A 1,180-nucleotide genomic window follows, 5' to 3' on the forward strand; every position below is an offset into this window, starting at 1 on the left:
GGTGTATACGTCGGGGTCGACGGGGCGGCCGAAGGGTGTGGTGGTGCCGCATCGTGGGTTGGTGAATTTTCTTTCGGTGGCGTCGGGGTTTTGTGGGTTGGGTGGGGGTGATCGGGTGTTGGCGGTGACGACGGTGGCGTTTGATATTGCGGTGTTGGAGTTGTTTTTGCCGTTGGTGTGTGGTGCTGGTGTGGTGTTGGCGGGGTCGGGTGTGGTGCGGGATGTGTTTGCGTTGGGTGGGTTGGTGGAGTCGGCGGGTGTGTCGGTGGTGCAGGGGACTCCGTCGTTGTGGCAGGAGTTGGTGTCGGAGGTGCCGGGGTGTGTGGGTGGGTTGCGGATGCTGGTGGGGGGTGAGGCTGTGCCGTCGGGGTTGGCGGAGCGGATGTGTGAGCTGGGCAGTGAGGTGGTGAACTGTTACGGGCCGACGGAGACGACGGTGTGGTCGACGGTGGCGGTCCTCAAGGAACGCGACCGCCCCGCTGTCGCCGCGGGGAGTGGTGGGGTGGGTGTGCCGGCGATTGGGCATCCGTTGGGTAATACGCGGGTGTATGTGTTGGATGGTGGGTTGCGTCCGGTGGCGGTGGGTGTGGCGGGGGAGTTGTATGTGGCGGGTGCGGGTGTGGCGCAGGGGTATTGGGGTCGGGCGGGTTTGACGGGTGAGCGGTTTGTGGCGGATCCGTTCGCGCGGGTTGCGGGGTCGCGGATGTATCGGACGGGGGATGTGGTGCGGTGGCGTGGGGATGGGCAGTTGGAGTTTTTGGGGCGTGTGGATGCTCAGGTGAAGGTGCGTGGTTTCCGGATCGAGCCGGGTGAGATCGAGGCGGTTCTGGCCGGTCATGGATCGGTGGCGCAGGCGGTGGTACAGGTTCGTGAGGACCGGCCGGGCGACAAACGCCTTGTCGCCTATCTCGTCCCCGCCGGCACTCCTGAGGGTGCGGGGGTTGATGTGGGCCAGGTGCTGGAGGTGGCCAGGGAGCGGCTGCCGGACTACATGGTCCCCTCCGCGCTCGTCGTACTCGAGCGACTGCCCCTGACACCCAACGGCAAGGTGGACCGCAAGGCCCTGCCCGCCCCCGACTACGCCGCATCCGGAGCGCGGCGAGCACCCCGCACACCGCACGAGGAGATCCTGTGCGGTCTCTTCGCCGAAGTCCTCGCGGTCCCCGAGGTCGGCATCGAC

Annotated in this window: 1 protein-coding gene; it reads left to right on the forward strand. The window is 66.9% G+C overall.

The features are described from left to right. Position 1 precedes the first annotated feature (1 nt). A partial coding sequence (locus tag ACFZDL_RS47225) for an AMP-binding protein (RefSeq protein ID WP_391194638.1) occupies positions 2 to 1,180 on the forward strand: 1,179 nt, incomplete at its 3' end.

Source organism: Streptomyces sp. NPDC007917 (assembly GCF_042959105.1).
Taxonomy (GTDB): Bacteria; Actinomycetota; Actinomycetes; order Streptomycetales; family Streptomycetaceae; genus Streptomyces.